Annotated in this window: 1 pseudogene; it reads left to right on the top strand. The window is 58.8% G+C overall.

Going from position 1 to position 244, the window contains the following annotated elements:
- A pseudogene (locus ACQ4LH_RS22250) lies at positions 1 to 91 on the top strand (hypothetical protein); the annotation flags it as partial.
- Between the last annotated feature and the right edge of the window lie 153 nt (positions 92 to 244).

The raw sequence follows: 244 nt of genomic DNA, 5'->3' as shown, positions 1-244 counted from the left end.
CTACTACATCACTGTGATGAACGAGTCCTATCAGCAGCCCGCCATGCCGGCCGGCATCGAGGAAGGCATCATCAAGGGCATGTACCTGCTCTGTCTCTTATACACACTTGACGCCGCCGACTACGCCCCACGAGTGCAGTGCCTTGTAGGNCGGCTACTACATCGCCGTGATGAACGAGTCCTACCAGCAGCCCGCCATGCCGGCCGGCATCGAGGAAGGCATCATCAAGGGCATGTACCTGCT

This window comes from Pseudomonas peli, assembly GCF_050563605.1.
Classification (GTDB): domain Bacteria; phylum Pseudomonadota; class Gammaproteobacteria; order Pseudomonadales; family Pseudomonadaceae; genus Aquipseudomonas; species Aquipseudomonas peli_A.
Note: the sequence above shows the minus strand (reverse complement) of the source record. Positions and strands in the feature narration are given on the sequence as shown.